This window comes from Pelagibacterium montanilacus, from assembly GCF_003992665.1.
In the GTDB taxonomy this organism is placed as follows: Bacteria; Pseudomonadota; Alphaproteobacteria; order Rhizobiales; family Devosiaceae; genus Pelagibacterium; species Pelagibacterium montanilacus.
In genome coordinates this window covers 1-17,728 of sequence record NZ_RZMX01000039.1, presented here as the reverse complement: position 1 = coordinate 17,728, position 17,728 = coordinate 1, and the positions used below count along the sequence as shown (strand labels likewise).

The following is a 17,728-nucleotide window of genomic DNA, read 5'->3' as shown; positions in this document are numbered from 1 at the left end:
GTTGGCGTAGGCCGACGCCGGAAGTGAGCAACGCCAGCCACGAGATTCTCCCCGCGAGCCAGCATGAATTACTCGATCGACCTCAAGGCAGCGGCCAAAGGCCGGCCACGCGCTCGCCTGGATTACGAGCTCGTCTCGGCCGGCGTTCAGCCGCGTTTGCGGGGCAGGCTCGCTCTCTCGCCGATCGTGGATCTCTCCCTCTATCGAGTGGCTGCGGTCGTTGACTGGGTGGATCTCGTATTCCACGTCGACACCGCAACGCAGGCACGTTGGATCAACGACCAGATTTTCCGGACAGTAGGCATTTCGGTCCATGTAGAGCCCATCGACCCCGCCGTCACAACAGCGCAGGAATTCGTTCTGCGGATCCAGGAGCCGAGTATCGAACTGCTCGAGCGTGTCAGATGTGCCTTGTCCGACAGGTGGGGCATGTCCCATCCAGCAATGATTGAGGCTATCGAGGTGGCTGTCGACTTTCGACCGCACACACCATCTGTTGAGGCCCGCGACCGCATGTTTGGGATACTGGTTCGGCACCACGCCCCAGAAATCGACCTAGGAGATCGCCTTGCGCGGCCTAGAATCCATGGCACGCAGACGAAGCGCACGCTGGGGCCGGTATCCCGCCACGGCCCCGGAAATCAATGGGATTTGGTTGGCGACTACGACTTCGCTGCACTGACCGACTGGACATATTACACCGGCCGCAGAAACGGTGTGGAGCGCTGGCGGATCATGGATAAGGTGCTCGACCGGCAGACCCCTGCAAAGGGCACCTTCGAACACCTGCCGGAGAACCAGAGGCGCACTCGCATCGAAACAACCATCAAGCAGCCCATGCTCCGGAAGCTCGGCCTTGTAGCACTCGAGGATCTGCGTGGTTTCAAGACGAGCGAGCTTCAGAGGCGCTACTTCAACTTCCAGCTGATAACGACACCGACCGCAACGAAACTCGACCGTGGTTCTTTCGACGCGGTCGCTCGAAAGCGAGAGGCTCTACGGGTCGAGAAGTTCCTGCGCACGGGTATGCTCGGAGTGAGAGCTATGGACGTGGCGCGGAAGGATTTTCGGACCCACTGGCATGGAAGTCTGCTGAGCGAGGCCAGGAGCCAGAAACGGAAGGTGGTGTGGGCTGGGCGCGTCGGAGCCGGATCGACAGGCACCAACGTGTCATACCGGTCCTTGATGAAGCGCGTGGAAGCAGCGTTAAGGCATCTGGGGGAGAGATGGCAGGGGTAGGGCTCAGGTGTGGCGAGTTATTAGAGCCGAGAGACTTGGTGTCCTGGACTTATCACCATCGCTGCCGCTTCAGCCGGTGGACCTTCACTGCTACGAGCAGAAGCTCAGTGGAAAATTGTTGTAGTGGCTCGCCGCTCGCGCTTCCCATCCCCTTTGAGCGCTCGGGCTGTGCGCGACCGGCGGCCTGTCCTTGAAATAGAGGTGGATGACTTCCGGGCTTCAGGGGCAACTGCCGTGATCCGCATCGATGGACGCTGAATTATCTAGGACTTCGCTCGGACTGTATGTCTGGCAACTCGTGCGCGATCGTCACGCAAGTCCTAATCCATATCGCGCGCTCCGGCAGATGAGCCGGCAGGTATGAACTCCGCTCCCGCCAACGACGATCCCCTCGAGGGAGCCGCCACCCGACGGCTCCACGCACCGATGGGGATGCAGCCTTGCCTATCCCCTCCGGTCGGCTCGGGGCAGGCTCATGGCTGCGCGGCTCGCGCTGTGATCATTTCGAGTAGAGTTGATGACGAATTCCCGGAAGGGCGAAATCGACCTCGATCGCTCGGGTGCTGGCGATAATCGAGAGTGATTCCGCGAAAGCCACCATCCATGCTGAGCGGACATGCAACTTGAACCCAGACCCCGCCGCCGCGCATACTCGATGCGACCGAGTATGATCCGGCGACGACGTGCTTTGGGCTGATCAAGCGAGACTGGACGGCAACTGAGATCGGACGCCCTGGAATGCCTGCCGGACGACGAGGGGGCGAGGGGAGGAGCGATACGATGCGGGGGCCATTCTAACTCTTGGGTGACAACGCGTTCGACATCTTCGGGGTCGTGGCGCTCGTTCATTTCATTTTCCTCGCGATCGCCATGCGCGATCTGACGATCAGAGAACAGATGATCGGTCCGAAGTGGCTATGGGGCCTCTTGGTGGTCTTCATGCCTATTCTCGGCCCGGCCCTACCTCTTGTCAGGACAAGGGCCAAAAGACGATCATAGGCAATGAGTTGTGCCCCGAGGACGGACAGGTTGAGAGCCCGACCTCGGAGGCTAGCGCCGGCGAGATGGCGGAGCCATTCACCATCCCGCCGATACAGTCAGAAGCTGACCGAGAGCCCCGCTTTCAGAGTATGCGAGCGTGAGTTCTCTCCGAACTCGCCCGCATAGCTCGCGTCGACCGAGGCCGCCTCGGTTAGATCCAAGGACACACCTGCGCCAACGAGGACAGCAGATTGCGAAGCGTTCCCTTCGATCGCGAACACTTCGCTTCCCTCAAAGCCGTGAGTGGCCCCGCTACCTGATACGTGCAGCGCATGGCGATACCCGATGAGAGCTTCAAGATCCGCAATCATCCCATTTCCGACGTCAACCGATGTCGAGGCGTGGGCTCCCAGCGTGGCAAAGGTAGCATTCAATGCGTCCCCAGAGCCTGCAAGCGCTGCATCGCCCCCCGACTCGGCGTAGCTGCCTGAGGACAGATGCGTATGCTCGAGGCGAACGAAGGGCTCGAGAACCGCACCAGACAGGTAGAACCTGTGACCGATCTCGCCGAAGACATGGCCACCGTGAACTCCGTAGTCGGCTTCAAGCGTCTGTGTGTCGAGCCCCACGAGAACTTCGCGCGTCGTCGAAACACTGTTTCCAGTGTAGCTGGCACCGAGCCTGAAGGTGAAATCGTCCCATTCAGTGCCGCCGTAGACGCCGGCCTGGAAGCCTTCGGACCGGGCCGTGGACGCCCTGTCGGGTATATCGAGACTGGTTGTGCTGTAGCCGAGGAAGCCGCCGACCGTCCAGCCTGCATCGAGCAGTGATTCAGCGCCAATCAGCAACTGCACGGTGTCGGCATCGGTTGCAGCAATCCCATTTTCGGCATCGCTCGAGCGGTCGGTTCCGCTGATGTGACCCCAGATGCTGGGTCCGGCATTAGCGCCGTAAGGCTGTCCGAGCTCCCCGGACATTGGGGCGTAGGACATAATCACGGGCGCGGTATCTCTATCCGGCGCATGGCGGAGTCGGTCCACCGCGACCCCGGCCAGGGACGGCCCATTGTGAGCCAAGGCACCAAGGATCGAAGCGTGAACCTCGCCCGAGAGCCCATCCAGGCTTGCGCGGACCGCGTCGAAACTGTCGGAAACGAGGATCGAGTTCAGCACCGCATTGGTGTTGTCATTGTCGGAATCGTCTGCGCTCAGCCCGTCGAGTGCCTCGGCGATGGCCCGTTGATTGCCGGATGCTGCACCATCGGCAATGGTCAACGCCTTGCGCTCAATCGTGACGGTGCGCAGGTCATCGCCGTCGTCCGTTTCACTCAATAACGACGGCGCGGCGAGGAAAACATAGTCCCGATCGTAAACGACCGCATCGAACGAGCCATCAATCTCGTTGCCTCTCAAAAAGTCATAGGCATGGCCGAACTCGACGCCGTCGAGGATAGAGAAGACCGCAGTCCCTCCAAGGGTAACCGTGCCATCAGAAATCAATCGATCATTGTCTGGTTCGTTCGTCAGCTCGGTGATGAGCACATGATCAGATTGGAACGTCGTATCGCCACCGACGTATACCTCGCCGATGGAATTGCCAGCGGATGTCGTGCCACTCGAGGTGAAATCACCTTCGATCGACCAATTGCCGCCGAGTGTCGAAGACCCATCAACTGTCACACTGCCGCCGACGGAAATCGGATTTCCGATCGACCCCCCGGTCGTTGAGCTGCCATTGGCGAGATTGACGCTGGAAACAACCTGCATACCATCACCGAAGGTATAACTCGAGCCATTGGCTTGGAGAGATCCGAGCGTGCTACCGTCGGCGAACCCGACATCGCCGCCACTAAAGTCGAAGAAGTTGCGGACGATGGCTTGACCTATCCAATTCGCTCCGGCCTGCAGTATAACGTCGGTCCACCCTTCGCCATCGACATCACCGAAGCTCGCATCCTCTTCATAGTCCCGATCGACTATGTCACCGGCACTGGTGGACCCGGTCCCCAGCGTGAGGGTCACGGTTCCGTCTTCGCCGCCTTCACCACGACTCACCTCAAGCAACAGGCCGTTGCTGGCTTCGTTGATGACAGTCCCGCTCCCAATGATGATTGATTGAAGCTGATTGGCCCGAGTAAACCGCGAAGAAAAAGACGAGTTCTGTGAGGCCAGCGTCGTATCGAGCAGCGTGACCGAGCCGCTATCGGTAAGTGAAAAACCATAGCCCTGCTGCGAGGTGAGGCTCGAGCCGGTGATGGCCAGACTGCTATCGTAGTTCACTTGGGCCACTGAAGCGCCCTCACCGGTCGTGAGGACCGACCCGTTGCTGAATGTGATTGCTCCGCTGACTGGCGTCCCGCCCACTGTCGCGCCGGCTAGAAGACCCCATCCGCTCTCGCCATGTTTCGTGATGCTTACCCCGTCGGCATTGATGATCCCGCCGTCAACCGAGACCAGCCCGTTGGACAACTCCCCGCCTCCGCCGGTTGAAGGGCCGCCGTTCACCACGATCGAGCCGCCATTGAGGTTCACCACCCCTCCGTCATAGGCCCAAACAGCGTCGCCGACCCGGCCATCGGTCGTGATGTCGACGTTGGTGGCGTTGATAACGCTGTCACTGTTCGCCGCGTATAAGCCATAGGCCATAAAGCCGTCGGTTTCGATCGACACATCTGTGAGATCGACCTGGCCGCCACTAGTTGCGTATGCTCCGTAGCCGCGCTCGCCCTGCGTCTGTATTGATGTGTCAGATGCGTCAATTGAGGCACCTTCTCCGTCCGCAAACAGAGCATAGGCGCGCAGGGCAATCGTGTTCACCTCCCCACCGCTCAAGCTGACCGTGCTATCCGCCCCAGACGCCCGAACGCCGAAGCTCCAGTTTCCGGTTGTGGAGATGATGCTGTCGTTCAGGATTGCACTGCCACCGGACGCGGCTAAAACGGCAGCCCCAGAATTGCCTAGGCTCGAATGGGCGCCAGAATGCGTAAGGCTCGTATTATTGCCAACGGCTGTGCCGCCGTCTCGGACCGCCAACGTGTTACTACCACTGGCAGAGGATTGGTTGTCGAATGAGCCACCATCGATACTGAGGTGCCCCCCGTCGACGAGGACCAAATCGCCCGCAAATTCTCGATCCAAGTCGACGTCGACGATTCCCAGAGCTCCCTCAGATTCAACGATGATGTTGGAAATGCCGCTATCGGTAGCGATTGTTTGTCCAGGCTCTGTCACTATTAAGGGCTCGGCGGAGGCCGGTCCGCCCACGACCACAGCGCCAAGGATCAATGGCCACGCCGATACCGTCGCAAGCCAATGCCTTCGGTCGCGGCCTTGAATGCTGCAGCCTTGGCCACGCTGAACGAAGGCAGAGCAATCCCTTGATAAAAAACGAATTCCCGACATTCTTCCCCCAAATTGGCTGCAGCGAGCCCAAATTTCCATGCCATGATAAAATTTGAATCTAAACTCTCTGTTAAGTCTCCATTGCAGTATATGCGCCTCTAAGCAGCCGGACGGGGTAATTTCCTGCGCTTTGTTACGAGTAGAATGACGGTCTCTACTGAGATCAAAGCAGCGCTTCCGCCATGTGCTAGTGGGAGGACTGGGTCCAGCCGGCTATTGGCTTGATAACCCTAGAGGCTGACCGGCTGGACCGGTTGCGCCCTGTTACGCTTCGATCGAACTTGAACCCGATGGGTGCCGAACAGATGACAACCGATGCGCCTCGGGTTGCCGTGGCTCGAGGGTTGCTTCAAGATTGACGCTGGCGATGACGACGGGGACGGCTTTGGTGCCGCCAGCCTTGGCATGCGGGCCGGTCGTTTCGCCTCATTTCAACCTGGAGGATAATCATGAAACGACTTGTGACATTCGCGACCATCATCGCGATCGGCGCTGCGGGCTCGGCCTCGGCCGTCGAGATCACCGTGCCCATGGGCTACAACCCCAATGGCGTGGATCCCACGACCATGGAGTGCACGGTGCCGGGCAAGGTGACGACCACCTTCACGGACCGCAACGGCAACACCTATGTCTCGTGCACCTCCGCGCCCAACCCGCGCAAGTTCATCGATAGCAAACTGGGCCGGCCGGGAGCAGATCCATGTCCGGAGCCCAGCAAAGCCGTTTCTGTTATCCAAGCTTCTGTGCCAGATAGTGGGTGCTTTGAAGACTCGCAGACTTTCTGAACGACAATCGTTGAGCCACTCCTAGGCGGCTCTATAGGGAGCACGCGCGATGCTGGCCTTATGACAGGCGGAGTGCCATCCAAAGGCCGCCGCTCTGGACCATTGTGATCGATTCAGCGCCGCCGTTTCCGTGGCGAATTTCCTTCAACGGTGCATGCAAGACGCTTTGGTCGGATTCGGGATGGTTCTCACTGATCGCATGATGGTCCATGACGATCGCACGCCCGAGCACCAGGGCCTGCGAAGTGCGATGCCCCTTCCGGGGCAGATGCCGGCGACGATCGCGACCGAGACTCCGTGGCGGCCGAAGCGGGCCGAGTGCTACCCAAGGGCCCTCGCGCTGCCCTTTCGGTCGCCAGGAGTCATTTCTGTGGATTCTCGGCGCGCTCCAGAAGCGTTCGGACGCTTGACCGCGAGCGGCAACTGCAGATGCACCTGTTCGAAGGCAGGCCCGTCGCCCGGCAGCGTCGGCACGGCAGATCGGTTCGCCGGCAGTGGATCTGATCATTTGGCACCGTGGCACGGTCGACCACAGCTGGGGCACGTCGAGGCGAGCGCCGCGCGTTCGAGCCGGACCGGACGCGGCGGGCGGTCGTGTAACGATGAGGTTTACCAGATCAGGGGGGCCGGGGCCTTCATTTCCGGAGCAGCATTCAGGGCTCTCCAGGCCAGGAGCGGATCTCCGCGTCGAGTGCCCGGAAGCGGCTCTATCCTTGCCTCGCTCATCAAGAACTCATCACCTCCTTTAGAGTAGTATAGTTATTTATAAGTTTTTTCGGGTTGAGCCGTCGCCGCGGACCGGAACGAGAGCGCTCTCGGCGCCTTGACGCACTCGCTCTGAATACGGCTCCGGCTCAGCAACTTGCCTCGGACAGGACCATGTAGTTCGTGGCGTCGAGGCCGTGCAGTGGCCCGCATCGAGCGGGCCCTCAGTCTGCGTCCGGCGCCTTACAGGTGGCCGGCCTGTTCCCAAGTTGGGCCACGACAGACGTCCGGAGCGCCTCGACGAGCATTTCGGCGATGTCGGATTGATTCGTGATTGTGTCGTAGCTCTATCTATCTACCGAAGACCTTCAGCTCGGCCGGGTGCACACCTTTTGCCCATCCGGACCTCAGGTCGCACGCTCACCGAGGCAAGCAGTTGAGCGGGGCGCCAGATCTCCCCTCAGCCCGTGATCGGCCTAGCGTTCGTTCATGGTCGGCACAGGATCCTGTCGCCAGGAAACACGTTTCGATCAAGACACTGCATACCGACATCGTCTCGTCCTCGAGCATGGTTCGGATCCGTCCTTGCCATCACCCTCATCGCACTCCGTCAAGCAGGATCGGGCAAAAATCGGAAATCGCGGAAAAGTGGTGCATTTCTGTGCATTGGTGCGCCATTGGCACCAATATTGCCGGAAGCGTGCGGCATTGGCGCTCGAACCACGGGGCCGGAATGAGGATGTCGGTGCTGGAGCGAGGCCAAATGCACTATCGATGTGCACTGATGCACCATAATTGTGCAACAGGCATGCGCTTCCTGTCACATTGCGGCAAGGGCGCTCGGGCAGCAGGAGACCGCCGTGCTCAGCATCAACAGGAAGACGTGCCGCAGCCTTTCCGGCATCATCGGCTGAGCTGTGTCCAACGCGTTCGACATGGCCGTCAATGCACTGCCGGCCGCGACTGAAAGCGCAGCCGGCTCCGTCATGCCTGTAGCCATCCCGCAACGCCGCACCATCCCCTGCCACTTAGCATGGCCAGTCGGGCGGAGCGCAGATCAACGGAGCCGAACGTTCCGTCGGCCTGGGCCTTGATGACGTTCGAGCCCGGGCTGAAAGGGGCCCCTTTCGGCACCGCTGAACTTCTTGCTGCCCTGCTACCAGGAAGATGGATAGTCGCATGGAGATCGTCTGACGCCACGATCATCACGAAGCCCCCCGATCGCTCACCCGGTGACCCGGTCAGGCTGTGGCTTAGCGTCACGAAGGGCGTCGTGGTCGAGGGGTTTCGGGCCACCAGATCGGATGACGGGCCAGAGCATGGGGAGAAAAACAGCGACAAGCGCCATGAAGGCGACAGCGGGACAGGAGATTTGGCCCTGCACAGCCATGAGGACGGCACCCGCGACGATGACTGTGACTCCGAAGAGGGCCACAAGGCAGGTTGCTGTCCATTCGCCTCGGCTCGGCCCCGTCTCCAGGACAGCGTCCGGGTTTGCCTTTCTCAGGCGGCGGCCGAGGGTTGAGGTCAGGTTTCGTAAGGTTGCGTTTCGCTGCTGCAGCCGCCCCAAGTAAAGGCGCTCCTCCTTCGCCCATATCGGCCAGTAGCGGTCGCAGAGCCTGTGGACACGACCCGACTTCTCGACCAGCACGCAGCGGGCCGCCGACCCTGTGCCCTCAGCGAGGTTAAGGCGCATCGATGCAATGTCGGCGAGTTGCACGTGACCTTTCGCGGAGTCGATCCGCCAGTGCAGCACAGCGCTGTCCAGCCAGTAGGCCCGGCGCCGATGAAACGGGCCAGGGCGGAAGACGTGGCCGTATTGGCCCATTTTGCCAGCGTTGTTCACTACGCCCAAGCGGGAAAGCCGACGATCACGGACATGGCAAGGACAACAAGGGTGGTTTCGCGTTCATGGGGCCCTCCTGCTACCACAGGATCGGACAGTCGTTGGCTCGCTGCACCCACTGTTCGGAGGGGTGCCAGCCAGGCGATCGGACATCCTATCGTGTGCGGCCGACGACGTTGCCCACCACTCGGCTCGTCGTCGGCCCCTACGCTTGGCCGGTTGCCAAGCGCTAGTTGCGTGTGTTGTTCGGGCCTCTGGCGGGGGCGTCCCGTTCTACGGGCCTGCTTGAGCCTGCGGGCTGGGCTCCCGATGGAGCAGCGTCGAGTGGTGAAACTCCAGTTCCACCAGGGCTGACCATCACCGCAGTGCAGTTCTGGTTGACCCAGGTCAGCGAATGGCCTGCAGGGCTCTCCGGGCAGTCGACCTCCACTACCTTTCCGGCGAAGTTGACTCTGTAGATCGCGGCCCATGCCGGCGTTGCCATGGCCGCGGCAACGACTGCGCCGAGCGCAATTCTGGAAAATATGCGGGTGGTGTTCATGTCTATTCCTCCTCCAAAGAATATAATGTCGTCTCGCTCTCCTGAACAACCGATGAACAATCATCTGTTGTTTCAGGCTCAAGAACCAAGAGAAACGCTTGCAGCCCATTGGCGAGTGCCTGGGACGTGTCAATTCGGGAAGATATCTCAATTGCCGGTTAACCCGCCTGTGCCTAATGTTTGGGCATAGGCTGTCCAGCTGAGAGCAAGCCATGACCGATGATGCGCTATTTGAGACACTGACGCGAGCCGTCCCGGGCATCGTGTGGGTTTCCGATTCCAAAGGCATGGTGGAATACAACAATCAGCGCTGGCGAGCGTTCACAGGCATGGCACCCGAGGCGGGTCTCGGACACGGGTGGCTGGACGCCATCCACCCGGCCGACGTCGCCGCGTTTCGCGCCCAGCTTCCCCTCAACGGCGCAGACCAACCGGAGATCCAGACCGAAATCCGCGTGCGTCGGCACGACGGCGTTTATCACCGCCATCTGCTCAGTGCCCGCCATGTGGGCGATGACAGATGGATCGGCTGCGCGATCGATGCCCATGAATGGTTGATCAGCGAGGCACGCGACGCGGCCCACAACCGGATTCTCGATCTTGTTCTGTTCGGCGCGGCACTTGAAGATGTGCTCGTCGAGCTCTGCCGCTCAGCCGAAAAGCAACTTCCCGGCGCGACATGCAGCATCCTGCTCGTCGATCAAGACGGGGAGCACTTTTCGACCGGCGTCGCGCCTAAATTTCCCAAGGACACGTATAATGGCATCGCATCAATCCGGATCGACGCCCGCGCAGGGTCGTGTGGAACGGCCGTTCATGAAAAGCGCGACGTCATCAGCTCCGACATCGCCACCGATCCTCTTTGGGAAGGCTGGCGCGACCCGATGCTGGCCCTCGGCTATCGTGCATGCTGGTCGAAACCCGTTTTTGACTCCCAAGGCAGAGTGATTGCCTCATTCGGGTTCTACTTCCATGGCAAGCGCGAACCTTCAGGTGGCGAGAAGCGGGAGATGGATCGGCTGCGCAGGCTGGCAGCAGTTGCCATTGAGCGCGCGCGAATGCTTGAGGCGCTGCGCGAGAGCGAAGAACACTATCGTTATACAGTTGAGCTCAACCCCCAGATCCCCTGGACAGCGGATCCAAAAGGCAAAATATTGACGGTGTCGGGAAAGTGGCTTGAAACCACGGATGTGGAAGAAGGTGAGGCTTTGGGCGATGGCTGGCTGACTTCGCTCCACCCGGAAGATGTCGAGCCGACGAAGGAAAGATGGGCACACGCCGTCGCCACAGGGGAGCAGTTCGAGACCACTTACCGGATCCGGCTGGCGGATGGCACTTATCGCTGGATCAAGGCCCACGCTCGGGCGCGCAAGGACGATCAAGGCCAGATCATCCGCTGGTATGGAGCGGCAGACGACATCCACGAACGTTACCTCGCCGAAGAGAAACTCAGGCACCAAGCCTACCAGGATGACCTGACCGGCCTGCCAAATCGCCGGCAGTTCGTGAACGAGCTCCGTGCTGCGTTAGCCAGTGCGTCCGAGCCGCTGGGCTTGATGGTCCTGGATATGGACGATTTCAAGCTCATCAATGATCGCCACGGTCACCTGACGGGCGATGCCGTCCTGCGACTGTTTGGTCGCCACCTGTTGTCAGTCACAGAACCGGGAGAGCAAGTCTTCCGATTGGGTGGCGATGAGTTCGCGATCATCTCCAGATTGGTCATCAGCGACCAGTGCCTTTTTGCCCGGGCACGTAAGATCGAGACGCTCCTTGAGGCCCGCATGAAGGGCAACAAGAAGGCGAGATCGAGCAGAGCCAGCATCGGGTGCGCCTTGGGCAGCCCCGACGAACATGCCGATGAAGTGTTCAAGCGCGCCGATCTCGCACTCTACGCGGCAAAGTCCTTGGCCAAAGGATCGGTTAAACTCTTCGATCCCAGAATCCGCAGCGTGGCTACCCGGCGATCAGAGGAGTTTGAGCTGGCGCGGGCTGCGTTGCGCGAAGGATGGATAGAGCCCTATTTCCAGCCCATCTTGTCCTTGCGCACCCACCAGACCCGTGGCTGGGAAGCGCTGCTGCGCATACGTCATCCTGAGGAGGGCCTTCTCTCGCCAATCGCGGTGCGTTCGGCGCTCGATGATCCGCGTCTGGGTGATGCGATCGGCTTGCGTATGGTCGAACTGGTCGTAGATCAGATGGTGAGATGGTCAGCTGATGGCGTGCCCTTCGGCCAAGTCTCAATCAACCTTGCTACAGAGAACATCGTCAATCCCGGTTTCAGCGGCAGGTTGATCACCCTGCTAGATCAGCACAAGCTCGCTCGCGACAGCGTCAAGCTCGAGATTACCGAGAGGGTCCTGCTCGACGAGCTCGAAGAGGTCATCTGCCAACGCCTCGAAGACTTGAGGGGCCAAGGGATCTCGTTTTCGCTCGATGATTTCGGGACCGGCTATGCATCGCTCGTCCATCTGCAGACTCTGCCGGTCGATGAGATGAAAATCGACAGGTCGTTCATTTCGGGCATGCGCAGCGGACAAAAAGGGAGCGAGATCGTGCGCGCAATGATCGGGCTGGCCAAGACGATGGGGCTTGCAACAGTGGCCGAAGGCGTCGAGACTCAGGCGGAAGCCCTGCTTCTGGCGTCATGGGGCTGCGACTATGGCCAAGGCTACCTGTTTGGCCGACCGATGTGCGCTGGTGATGTCGCGAACTACCTGGACGGCCACCCTTCCTGCGACTTGGACCCCCGTAGCCAGAATTTCGCGTCGAAGCGCACGTCCCTCTTACAGTAGCATTCAGGAGCACATCGCGCGCTCGAGGTCGATTGACCGAATGGCAAACGTTCACGAGAGCCCAAATTGCTCTGGTCGGACAGGGCCCATGACGGCGCCAACTTTCCATCATCGACAACCCGCACAATCTGGAAGCGGAGGCACACTATGACCAGCACCCGCAACTTTGAAGACGAACGCATCGCTGCCCTGCGCCGGCACGGGCTGCTTGACGCGGCATCGGACCAGGATCTCGATCGCGTCGTCAAGCTTGCCCAGACGCTTCTCGGGTCCGAGTCGGCGGCCATCTCGCTCATTGACCGGGACCGGCAGTTTCTGATTTCGCGGTGTGGCATCGAGGAGGCAGAGGCACCACGGGATTCCTCATTCTGCACCCACACTATCCGGACGGATCAGCCGATGGTGGTTCCCGATGCCACGCTCGATCCCCGCTTCATCGGCAATCCATATGTCGTGAACGATCCCAAGATCCGTTTTTATGCTGGCGTTCCACTGACAACAGCAGATGCATATCCGCTCGGGGCGCTGTGTGTATTTGACTCCACACCCAGGTCGATCACCGCAGAGCAGCTGGCGAGCCTCGAGCAGTTAGCGGCCCTGGCCATCCAGCAGCTCGAGCTGCGCAAGCTGGCGACAATCGATACGCTGACCGGCGTGCTCAATCGCCCCACCATTCTCAAGGTCGCCAGCCATGAGATCGAGGACGCGAAGCTCCACGGACGCGAGCTAGCCGTGCTCATGGTGGATCTGGACCACTTCAAGACGATCAACGACGAGCATGGCCACTTCGTGGGCGACGCGGTCCTGGAAACTATCGGTCAGGTCCTGGAGCGTGCCTTGCGAAAGTCCGACTATGTGGGGCGATACGGCGGCGAGGAATTCTGTGTGATCCTCCCCGGAGTGGATGCCGACCAGGCCCTCCACATCGCCCGCCGGCTGAGAGCCGCGGTTGAGAGCGCCACGATCGAATGTGACGGGCGCACGTTCAAGGTGACGGCCAGCATCGGAATGGCCGTGTTTGACGAGCACCACCAATCCATGCCGGCCCTGCTGTCGACCGCTGATAAGGCCCTCTACACCGCAAAGGGCAGGGGGCGCAATCGTGTGGTCTTCGAAGTTAGCCAACCCAGCCAAGCAATACCGAACACATAAGGACCAGACGCGCACTGCCGCTCTTGGATCACGCCAAGCACGACGATCAAGCGTGGTTCGACTAAGCTGCACCCGATCTTGTTGCAACCCTCGATCAACGTATCTGCCAGATGGGATGGCTGTGTTCGAAGTGGACTACCACTCGATGGCCTCCTTGCTATCCGCCGCCGTGCAACCACTCTGTGATATAGGACAGAGGCTGTGATTGCATTGCCTTCCCAGGCGGTCGCGAGCCCAGGCCCTTGCGACGTCGATAACAGTTTCGCCACCATCGGAACTCAAATTACGCCTAGGGCGGACATCGCATCTGCCACGCGAACGAACCCCCCAATATTCGCCCCGGCCACATAGTTCCCTGGAAGCCCATACTCATCAGCCGTTGCCGCACAGTAGTCGTGGATGTCTTTCATTATCGCCGCGAGCTTGGCATCGGTCTGCTCGAACGTCCACGAATCGCGTGAGGCGTTTTGCTGCATCTCTAGCGCACTCGTCGTTACGCCACCTGCATTGCTGGCTTTTCCGGGAGCAAACAGAATTTCCGCCTCCGCGAACATCCGGACCGCCTCAGGCGTGCACGGCATATTCGCGCCCTCACAGACAGCAAGAACGCCATTTTGCATCAGCAACTTGGCGTCACGGCCTGTGAGCTCATTCTGGGTGGCACAAGGCAAAGCTATATCACATGCCACATCCCAAATGGTTCCGCCGGAGCTGAAATGCGCCCCGTTTCCTTTGAGTTCGGCATACTTCGCAATGCGGCCGCGTCGCCCTTCCTTGATCTCCTTAAGCAGATTCAAGTCGATCCCGTCATTATCCACGACAAAGCCATCAGAATCTGAGCAGGCCACTACCCGCCCTCCGAGTTGCTGGACTTTCTCGATTGTGTAGATAGCGACGTTGCCCGAGCCTGATACGACAGCTTTACGGCCATCCAGTGCCAGTCCCTTTGTCTTGAGCATTTCGGCAAGAAAATAGACAGTTCCGTATCCTGTCGCTTCGCGGCGGACCCGAGAGCCCCCCCAGTTCAGGCCCTTTCCAGTCAGAACGCCTGACTCGTAGCGATTAGTCATGCGCTTATATTGACCGAACATGTAGCCGATTTCGCGCTGGCCAACACCAATATCACCCGCAGGAACGTCAGTATATTCTCCGACGTGGCGAGATAGTTCCGTCATATAGGACTGGCAAAACCGCATGATCTCCATATCAGCGCGACCCTTGGGGTCGAAATCGGCTCCACCTTTGCCTCCTCCAATCGGCATCCCAGTGAGTGCATTCTTGAAGACCTGCTCGAAACCGAGAAATTTTACTATACCCAAATTGACGCTGGGATGGAATCGTAGTCCACCTTTGTAGGGTCCGAGCGCCGAGTTGAACTGCACCCGAAAGCCTCTGTTGATCTGAACATTGCCCTGATCATCCAGCCATGGAACCCGGAAGATAACCTGACGTTCTGGCTCGCATAGGCGCTCGATCAATGCGCTCTGTCCATAGTGGGGCTGTTTCGCGATGACACGTCCGAGGCTGTCGAACACCTCCTTCACAGCCTGATGATATTCGGATTCCCCCGGGTTGCGGTGAACCACCTGAGAGTAGATGGGACCAAGTGCGTCGTCGGTCGTCGTCATCCGTTATCCTTGAACTTTGCTGTAGGAGCCAGGGGCGTTAAAGCGTGGGACCAAGCGAACTTTTTGCAGGAGTATAGGCTTGGCCTGGCAGGCCGATTATTGCCCGCGATGCTAATTATACTAGCTGGGAGCGGGCTGCGACCGAACGCGCATCAAGGCAAGCGAAAGCTCGCGTCCGTCTCGAGCCGTCCAGGGAATAGATTGTCCCTCCCGCATCCCGATAAGTGCCATCCCAACCGGCGTCAGGATAGACACCTTTCCGGCCGAAATATCGCTTTCACCAGGATAGACGAGTTCGAATGTGCGATTGAAACCATCAGTGGTGGTGAACGAAGCGACAGACCCCATCGTGACAACATCGCTCGGCACGTTGCGTTGATCCACAATCGTTGCTCTGTCCAGCTCCGAGGCGAGGCGTTCAGCCGCGCCCTCCATAGGGCCAGTTACCGCATTGGCTAAGGCGGTCAAACGCGAATGGTCGGTTTGGCCGATGACGAGATCTGGAAGCTTTGAGATTCTTATTGCTGAGTTGTTCATGGACGCGCACCATCTGGCCCGCCGGTTAGGGCTGGTTCGAAGAGAAATGTTGTTGTGAAGATTTGGCGCCTACGCGCTACCAGAATACGAGCGCGCTTCCCGAAGCTTGGGAGGCCAGACCAAGCTTCGGGCTACCGTCCCGTTACGGGATGTGCCTTGCGGATGCGCATCAGCGCTATTTGAGCTCGTTGGTCCATGCGCATATAGCTATGCTCTTCCAGCGCGAAGTCAAGCCGTGACAATTGCGCAATGCCTTAGGTGCCAGGCACCAGGGCAGCGGCCATTTAGTTTTCGTCAGAAAATTGACGGTTAGGCGCTATTGAGCGCAACATGTTCATGGTCCGAACTTCAGCGCCGATCCATGGACGGCTGGGTCACCTACCTTGTGCAAGGAGGTGAACGATGTCCCCAACGTTACAGGCGCCGCTCATTCTACCTCAGTCCTGCCGAGAATGCCCTGCCTTGCATAACGGCATGTGCAGCACATTGGATCAGAGGCAGATGCTTGCCCTTTCAAAGCACGCGCAAACGTTCACGCTCAAGGCGGGCACGATGCTGGCGGGCGAAAGGCAAGACACGCATTCCTATGCGAGTGTGCGCGACGGGGTGATCAAATTGTCCAGAATGCTGGAAGATGGACGACAACAGATTGTTGGTTTGCAGTTCCCCTCAGACTTTGTGGGCCAAATATTTGCTGGCCAGAGCTCCCTGACAGTGACCGCAGCTTCTGACATAGAAATCTGTCGTAGATGGTGTCCCTGGAGGTGGTGTAGGTTCTGAGGAGAGTGGTCACCGGCGGTTTTCCGGTAATGTCGGGTTGTTGAAGCCACAATCCGAAAGGACCACCGATGACCACCGATATGATGAACCTTCGCGCTCTGGTCGAACAGACCCCCGACGCCGATATTTTGCGTGAGATGATCGGCTTTGCCGCTGAACGCCTGATGGAGATGGAAGTGGGCGCTGCCACAGGCGCTGGTTATGGAGCGAAGAGCTCCGATCGCCTGGCCCAGCGCAATGGGTATCGCGACAGAGACTGGGAGACACGCGCCGGCACTGTCGAGCTGCGCATTCCCAAGCTGAGGACAGGGTCCTATTTCCCAACCTTCCTGGAGCCGCGCCGCATGGCCGAGAAGGCTCTAACCGCAGTTATCCAGGAAGCTTACATCCAGGGCATTTCCACCCGATCAGTCGATGATCTGGTCAAGGCCATGGGGATGGGCGGCATCTCCAAAAGTCAGGTGAGCCGGCTGTGCGAAGAGATCGACGATAAGGTCAAAGCCTTCCTCGATCGCCCCATCGAGGGTGACTGGCCCTATCTGTGGATTGATGCCACTTACCTCAAGGTGCGCCGCGGTGGGCGTATCGTCTCGGTCGCCGCCATTATCGCCATCGGCGTCAACAGTGATGGCAGGCGTGAGGTTCTGGGCATGGAGATCGGGACCTCGGAAGCCGAGCCGATCTGGACAGCGTTTCTGCGCAAGCTGACCCGGCGGGGGCTACGTGGGGTCAAGCTCGTGATCTCCGATGCGCACGAAGGGATCAAGGCGGCCGTCAGCAAGGTGTTGTGCGCCACTTGGCAACGATGCCGGGTTCACTTCATGCGCAACGTTCTTGCCCATGCCGGAAAGAGCGGGCGCCGTGTCGTCTCTGCCTTCATCGCCACGGCCTTTGCGCAGGAAACACCAAAGGCGGCCAGTGCGCAATGGCGCGCCGTCGCCGATCAGATCCGACCCAAGGTGCCCAAGCTGGCCACCCTGCTCGATGAGGCCGAGCCTGATGTTCTGGCCTACATGTCGTTCCCACGCGAACACCGGACCAAATTGCACAGCACGAACCCAATCGAGCGTCTCAACGGCGAAATCAAGCGGCGCACCGATGTCGTGGGCATCTTTCCCAATGATGACGCCATCGTGCGCCTCGTGGGCGCGTTACTGCTCGAACAGAACGATGAGTGGGCCGTCCAGCGCGCCCGCTACATGACACTGGAAACAATGAGCCAGATGAGCGATGATCCCCTCATCAGCCTGCCGCCCCTGGCCGGCTGATCCGACACCGGCAGTGCCGGGAAATGCGTGGCGGCCCAAACCAACCTACACCACGCCAGGGGACACCATC

General features: G+C 59.6%; 10 protein-coding genes. 7 read left to right on the top strand and 3 right to left on the bottom strand.

The window, feature by feature from the left end:
• Positions 1-63: 63 nt before the first annotated feature.
• Positions 64-1,239 carry a hypothetical protein gene (locus EO136_RS11700; RefSeq protein WP_127144603.1) on the top strand — a complete coding sequence of 392 codons (1,176 nt, stop codon included), beginning with the start codon at positions 64-66 and terminating at the stop codon, positions 1,237-1,239.
• 834 nt (positions 1,240-2,073) lie between these two features.
• A complete protein-coding gene (locus tag EO136_RS19175) occupies positions 2,074-2,238 on the top strand; it encodes a PLDc N-terminal domain-containing protein (protein ID WP_484237553.1) in 165 nt (54 codons plus the stop codon).
• A gap of 98 nt (positions 2,239-2,336) precedes the next feature.
• Here EO136_RS19175 and EO136_RS11690 read toward each other — a convergent pair whose 3' ends face one another.
• Positions 2,337-5,450: an autotransporter outer membrane beta-barrel domain-containing protein gene (locus EO136_RS11690; RefSeq protein ID WP_164730555.1), complete on the bottom strand. Its 3,114-nt coding sequence runs from the start codon at positions 5,448-5,450 to the stop codon at positions 2,337-2,339.
• A 620-nt stretch (positions 5,451-6,070) separates the two neighbouring features.
• Here EO136_RS11690 and EO136_RS11685 point away from each other — a divergent pair.
• The 3 genes from EO136_RS11685 (at position 6,071) to EO136_RS11675 (ending at position 13,445) form a co-directional block, all read left to right on the top strand.
• Positions 6,071-6,406 (top strand): hypothetical protein, encoded by a 336-nt coding sequence (locus EO136_RS11685; RefSeq protein ID WP_127144600.1) that lies wholly within the window; start codon positions 6,071-6,073, stop codon positions 6,404-6,406.
• A 3,304-nt stretch (positions 6,407-9,710) separates the two neighbouring features.
• Positions 9,711-12,293, top strand: a complete 2,583-nt coding sequence (locus tag EO136_RS11680; protein ID WP_127144599.1) for an EAL domain-containing protein — start codon at positions 9,711-9,713, stop codon at positions 12,291-12,293.
• 147 nt (positions 12,294-12,440) lie between these two features.
• Positions 12,441-13,445, top strand: coding sequence for a sensor domain-containing diguanylate cyclase (locus EO136_RS11675; RefSeq protein ID WP_127144598.1), 1,005 nt, complete (start codon positions 12,441-12,443; stop codon positions 13,443-13,445).
• A gap of 278 nt (positions 13,446-13,723) precedes the next feature.
• On the opposite strand, the gene gdhA is transcribed toward EO136_RS11675, so the two are convergent.
• Positions 13,724-15,073 carry an NADP-specific glutamate dehydrogenase gene (gdhA, locus tag EO136_RS11670; protein ID WP_127144597.1) on the bottom strand — a complete coding sequence of 450 codons (1,350 nt, stop codon included), beginning with the start codon at positions 15,071-15,073 and terminating at the stop codon, positions 13,724-13,726.
• Between the two features lie 120 nt (positions 15,074-15,193).
• Positions 15,194-15,610, bottom strand: coding sequence for a nucleoside diphosphate kinase regulator (rnk, locus tag EO136_RS11665; protein ID WP_127144596.1), 417 nt, complete (start codon positions 15,608-15,610; stop codon positions 15,194-15,196).
• 402 nt (positions 15,611-16,012) lie between these two features.
• Here rnk and EO136_RS19125 point away from each other — a divergent pair, with 402 nt between their 5' ends.
• Positions 16,013-16,390 carry a Crp/Fnr family transcriptional regulator gene (locus tag EO136_RS19125; RefSeq protein ID WP_425466606.1) on the top strand — a complete coding sequence of 126 codons (378 nt, stop codon included), beginning with the start codon at positions 16,013-16,015 and terminating at the stop codon, positions 16,388-16,390.
• A gap of 68 nt (positions 16,391-16,458) precedes the next feature.
• A complete protein-coding gene (locus EO136_RS11660; RefSeq protein WP_127143937.1) occupies positions 16,459-17,658 on the top strand; it encodes an IS256 family transposase in 1,200 nt (399 codons plus the stop codon).
• Positions 17,659-17,728: the final 70 nt, after the last annotated feature.

Excerpts from the sequence above, each read along its gene's own strand:
- EO136_RS11685 (WP_127144600.1), top strand. The coding sequence starts at position 6,071 with ATGAAACGACTTGTGACATTCGCGACCATCATCGCGATCGGCGCTGCG.
- EO136_RS11700 (WP_127144603.1), top strand. The coding sequence starts at position 64 with ATGAATTACTCGATCGACCTCAAGGCAGCGGCCAAAGGCCGGCCACGC.
- rnk (WP_127144596.1), bottom strand. The coding sequence starts at position 15,610 with ATGAACAACTCAGCAATAAGAATCTCAAAGCTTCCAGATCTCGTCATC.
- EO136_RS11675 (WP_127144598.1), top strand. The coding sequence starts at position 12,441 with ATGACCAGCACCCGCAACTTTGAAGACGAACGCATCGCTGCCCTGCGC.
- EO136_RS11660 (WP_127143937.1), top strand. The coding sequence starts at position 16,459 with ATGACCACCGATATGATGAACCTTCGCGCTCTGGTCGAACAGACCCCC.
- EO136_RS11680 (WP_127144599.1), top strand. The coding sequence starts at position 9,711 with ATGACCGATGATGCGCTATTTGAGACACTGACGCGAGCCGTCCCGGGC.
- EO136_RS19125 (WP_425466606.1), top strand. The coding sequence starts at position 16,013 with ATGTCCCCAACGTTACAGGCGCCGCTCATTCTACCTCAGTCCTGCCGA.
- gdhA (WP_127144597.1), bottom strand. The coding sequence starts at position 15,073 with ATGACGACGACCGACGACGCACTTGGTCCCATCTACTCTCAGGTGGTT.